This window comes from Kocuria atrinae C3-8 (assembly GCF_000286355.1).
GTDB classification, from domain to species: Bacteria; Actinomycetota; Actinomycetes; order Actinomycetales; family Micrococcaceae; genus Kocuria; species Kocuria atrinae_A.
Map to the genome: position 1 here is coordinate 1 of NZ_AJXN01000182.1, position 4551 is coordinate 4551.

Consider the following 4551-nt stretch of genomic DNA (forward strand, 5'->3'; position numbering starts at 1 on the left):
CGCCGCTGCGGTGACCTTGGCTGCCCAAGGTCACCGCAGCGGCGTCGCCTTTTGGAATATCAGCGCTCGGGGGTGAGCGTGCGCTGATACACCGCCTTGCCATTGGCGTTGATGAGCTTGACTGTGAACTCGCTGCCGTCCTCGGGAATGGCCACGTGACCGAAGTACTGGTGGTCACCGTTGCGCGGAGAGGCCATGGGCGGGCCGGCCTGTTCGAAGTCCACTCGGGGCCCGAAGGTGCGGTCCAACTTATTGGGACCGAAGGCTCCCGCGTTGATGGGTCCGGCCACGAACTCCCAGAACGGCTTGAAATCCTTGAACGCCGCCCGTTCGGGGGAGTAATGGTGGGCGGCGCAGTAATGGACGTCGCCGGTCAGGAACACCACGTTCTTGATGTCGTGATCCTTGATGGCCTTCAAGATCCTGGCCAGCTGCAGCTCGCGACCGAGCGGCGCACCGTGGTCGGCGTTGGAGATGGACTCCTGGTCCTTGCCGTCCGGCACGATCAGGCCCAGCGGGAGATCGTTGCCGATCACCTTCCACGTGGCCCGCGACCGCCGCAGTTCTCGGATCAGCCACCGGGTCTGTTCCTCGCCCAGGATATCCGTCTCGTGGGGCTCCTTGCCCGGGGAGTTCTCGCTCTTGAAGGTGCGCATGTCCAGGGCGAACACGTCCAGGTGGTCACCGCGTTCGACCTTGCGATAGATGCGGGCCGGCTCGAACCCGGTGCCCCGGGACAGCGCACGCGAATCAGCGATCGGCATGTATTCCTGCCACGCTTGACGGCCGCGAGCGGCCAGGGTGTCGACGTCGCGCATTTGCGTGTAGCGCTCGTCCTCGAGGATTTCGCCCGGCCACCAGTTGTTGGTGGTCTCGTGGTCGTCCCACTGAGCGATCACCGGGACCTCCGCGTACATGGCCCGCAGATTCTTGTCCATCATGTTGTAGCGGTGGCGGCCGCGGAACTCATTGAGCGTTTCGGCCACCTTGGAGACCTCTTCGGTCACAACGTTGCGCCACAGCGGTTCATCCGGAACCTCCAGGGTCTTCTCGATGGGATTGTCCGCGTAGACGGTGTCCCCGGAGTGCAGGAAGAAGTCCGGCTTGGTGGCGTGCATGGCGGCGTAGCCGCGCATCCCGCCGATCTCTTCGTTGATGCCGTAGCCCTGGCCGGCGGTGTCCGCGGTCCACACGAAAGACTGTGCCGCCGAGGTTTTCGGACCGAACCGTTTGCCCGGGGCGGTGGTGAAGCTGCCGACGGCGCGCTCGCCCAGTCGGCCTCGCTCGTCCTCGAACGCGTACGTGACCTTGAAGCGGGTTCCGGAGGGCAGCTTGCCCGCGAAGATCTTGGCCGTGTGATCGGTCTCCGGGGTGGCCCAACCGGAGGTCAGGCGAAGGCCGCGGGCGAAACGGCCGCGCAACGGAGCGCCGTCGGCGGAGACCGCCTGGAGGGTCACGTGCAGACGACCCGGACCCGAGGAACGCGCCCACAGCACTGCCGAATTGGAGGCGACGTCACCGGAGGCAGCGCCGCTGGGAAGGGTCAGGCGTTTGCTGATCAGTCCCGGTGCGGGGCGCTCGCCGCGATGGGCGACTGCGGTGCCGGGGAGGGCGACGAGTGCCGCGCCGGCCAGGCTTCCGGTGACGAGTTGACGACGATTGATGGGCGCGTGAGAAGTAGCATGGGCTCATAGTGGACAGCCCGGATGACATCCAACTTGCGGGTATCTGAATTTTTGATCGTGCTGGTCAGAGCCAGTTTCTCCCTGTTCCGCATTAGGGGTCATGTGATATTGACTTCCCGCTAGAAAGGGCGTAATCCGAGGATTACACAACTATGTCGAGAAGCGGCCGAACGACCTGGGCACTCGTGCGAGTGACCCGCGGGTTTTCTGTCTGATCTGACATCGCCGGGCCGGGGCCCGGTCGATACCTTTTTCGCCGCTGAGTAGTTGGGCTCGTGGGTCGGTAATGCACTGGGCTTTTCACCGCGTGAACATCGCGGGAGACAACTTCAGCTCGGGTTCGTTCTGCATGATCAAGCATGATCGGAACCTGCAATGAGTTCTACAGCTAAAACCAAAGTACTGAGTGTGGCCGCCACCCTCGCGCTCGCGAGTTCAGCGGTGGTCTTGACGGGGGCACCCGCCCAAGCGGCGTCGCAACCCTATTTCACCTACGCCAATGGATGGCGTGTTCAGCAGCATCCGCGTTTGCTGGCGGATGTCAACGGCGATGGTCGGGATGACATCGTCGGTTTCGGCGACCAAGGTACCTACGTGGCTCTCGGCCGCGTGAACAGGACCTTTGCACCGCCTCAGTTGAGATTGCGTGATTTCGGATATGACCAAGGTTGGCGTGAGGGCGAGCACCCTCGTCAGCTGGCCGATGTCAATGACGACGGCAGGGCGGACGTGGTCGGTTTCGGTATTGCCGGAACCACTGTTGCCTATGGCCGAACGGACGGCGGTTTCACCGCGCCCACTCTTGCACTGCGTGATTACGGAACCAGCCAAGGCTGGCTCAAGAGTGAGCACGTGAGGGAATTGGGCGACGTCAACAATGACGGCCGGGCGGACATCGTCGGCTTCGGATATTCCAAAACCTACGTGTCGTACGCGCGAGTCGGCGGTGGCTTCACCGCTCCCACGGTTGCAGTGAACGACCTGACAGCGGCCCAGGGATGGAAGATCGGCGAACACCTTCGGGAGCTGGCGTACGTCAACGGTGACAATCGTGATGACATCGTGGCATTCGGTGCCAAGGGAGTCACGGTTGCCTACGCGCGCTCGACCGGAGGATTCACGGCACCAACCGTGAGGGTCGGCGACTTCGGAACCAACCAAGGGTGGAGCGAGCAACGCACTCCGCGTGTCACGGGTGACCTCAACGGCGACCTGATCGAAGACCTCGTGGGATTCGGAAATGCGGGTACCTACGTGTCCTACGGCCGATTCGGTGGTGGCTTCAGCGCACCCACACTGAAGGTGGCCGACTTCGGCAGTTACGACGGCTGGAAGATCGGACACCATGCTCGCACGTTGGCCGATGCCAACGGTGACGGGACCGCAGACATCGTGGGGTTCGGATATTCGGGTACCTACGTGGCCCTGACCCAGCGTGACGGGTCCGTGGGCGCAGCCAGCTTGTGGCTCCGAGAGTTCGGCAATAACGACGGGTGGACCGTGGACCTGTATCCGCGTGTCTTGGCCGACGTGAACGGTGACAATCGAGCCGACGTGGTGGGGTTCGGTTACTCCAGCACGATTGTCGAGATGTTGAAACGTAGCTGAGTGGCAGCTCGTTGACACGTGATTCAGCGGCGGCCGTCCGCGGGAAACCGACGGGGACGGTCGCGCCCCGTGCGTCAAGAGACCGAGTGTTTGATCATCACAGTGCCGGAGCGGATTTAGGCTGTACCGGGTAAGGAGTCAACACGGAAAGTAGGCGCAGCCGGTGGAGATCGAACCCAGGGCAGTCTTTGATGCGGTGGATCTACTGGGTGTGATCACCAATGGGATTCTCGGTGGCGTGGTGGCCCGGCACCTCAAATTGGACCTGGTGGGTTTCACGATCCTGGCCATCATCTCCGGGCTGGGCGGGGGCATGCTCCGCGACACTTGCTGCAGCAAGGGTTCCCGGTGGCGCTCAGTAATCCCGCCTACCTGACCACGGCTCTTGCGGGCGCGCTCATTGCCTACCTCTTGCCCTTGGACCAACGGTGGACGCAGCGCGGGCTTTTCTTCGTGGACACTCTTTCGGTCGGGTGTTGGGCCGCCACCGGAACCACCAAGGGGCTAGCGGCCGGGTTGGGATGGATGCCGTCTATCCTGCTGGGCGTGGTCACTGCCGTGGGTGGCGGCATGATCCGCGATGTCGCGGTGGGCCGACTGCCCGCGATCTTCGGTGGCAACACCCTCTATGCGACCAGCGCCTTGATCGCCAGTATCGAGATGTACTTGCTGGCGCAGCTGGGTCAACACACGGTTGGCATGGCCGGTGCCATCGTTCTCAGCGCTGCGATCAGTTTGGCGGCACGGAAGTTCGGCTGGAGTTTGCCCGGTCCCGCGAACTTGAGTCCCAAAGCCTTCAAGAGGCTGGCTCGGCTACCTCGCCCCAAGCGGCTATCCAGGAAGAAGCGCGGTGGTTCTGGCCGCGCAGCGGGGCCGGGTGGCGGGAGTAGCATCGGCCAGGAAGGACACAAAGAGGAGGGCGCAGCATGACATCCACGCAGGGGGCCGAGCAGATTCTGAAAGGCCAGTCGAACATCAAGGACTGGCAGGAGGAGCTGTACAAGGACTTCCACTCCCACCCCGAACTGAGTTTCCATGAGGAGCGCACGTCCACCATCGTGGCCGAGAAGCTCAAGGAGTTCGAGTTCGAGGTCCACGAAAAGGTGGGGCTCACCGGCGTCGTCGGCGTGTTGAGCAACGGTGACGGACCCGTGGTGCTGATGCGCGCGGACATGGACGCGCTACCCGTCAAGGAAGCGACCGGCCTGGACTACGTCAGCACCGAGACGTTCACGGACGAGAACGGGAACACGACCCC

Annotated in this window: 4 protein-coding genes and 1 pseudogene; 4 read left to right on the plus strand and 1 reads right to left on the minus strand. The window is 63.2% G+C overall.

Annotated features, from left to right (window positions below; genetic code table 11):
- Nucleotides 1–59: 59 nt before the first annotated feature.
- Nucleotides 60–1664, minus strand: a complete 1605-nt coding sequence (locus YO9_RS0115440; RefSeq protein WP_031273481.1) for an alkaline phosphatase D family protein — start codon at nucleotides 1662–1664, stop codon at nucleotides 60–62.
- 396 nt (nucleotides 1665–2060) lie between these two features.
- Between YO9_RS0115440 and YO9_RS0115450 the strand changes: the two genes are divergently transcribed.
- The 4 genes and pseudogenes from YO9_RS0115450 to YO9_RS0115460 form a co-directional block, all read left to right on the plus strand.
- Entirely contained in the window at nucleotides 2061–3293 is a 1233-nt protein-coding gene (locus YO9_RS0115450; RefSeq protein WP_031273483.1) for an FG-GAP repeat domain-containing protein, read from the plus strand.
- Nucleotides 3294–3456: 163 nt separating this feature from the next.
- Nucleotides 3457–3669 (plus strand): TRIC cation channel family protein, encoded by a 213-nt coding sequence (locus YO9_RS19190; protein WP_223286685.1) that lies wholly within the window; start codon nucleotides 3457–3459, stop codon nucleotides 3667–3669.
- Nucleotides 3642–4223, plus strand: coding sequence for a trimeric intracellular cation channel family protein (locus YO9_RS19195; RefSeq protein WP_223286686.1), 582 nt, complete (start codon nucleotides 3642–3644; stop codon nucleotides 4221–4223). Before YO9_RS19190 ends, YO9_RS19195 begins: the two co-directional genes overlap by 28 nt.
- A pseudogene (locus YO9_RS0115460) lies at nucleotides 4220–4551 on the plus strand (amidohydrolase); the annotation flags it as partial. The gene YO9_RS19195 and the pseudogene YO9_RS0115460, both read left to right, overlap by 4 nt.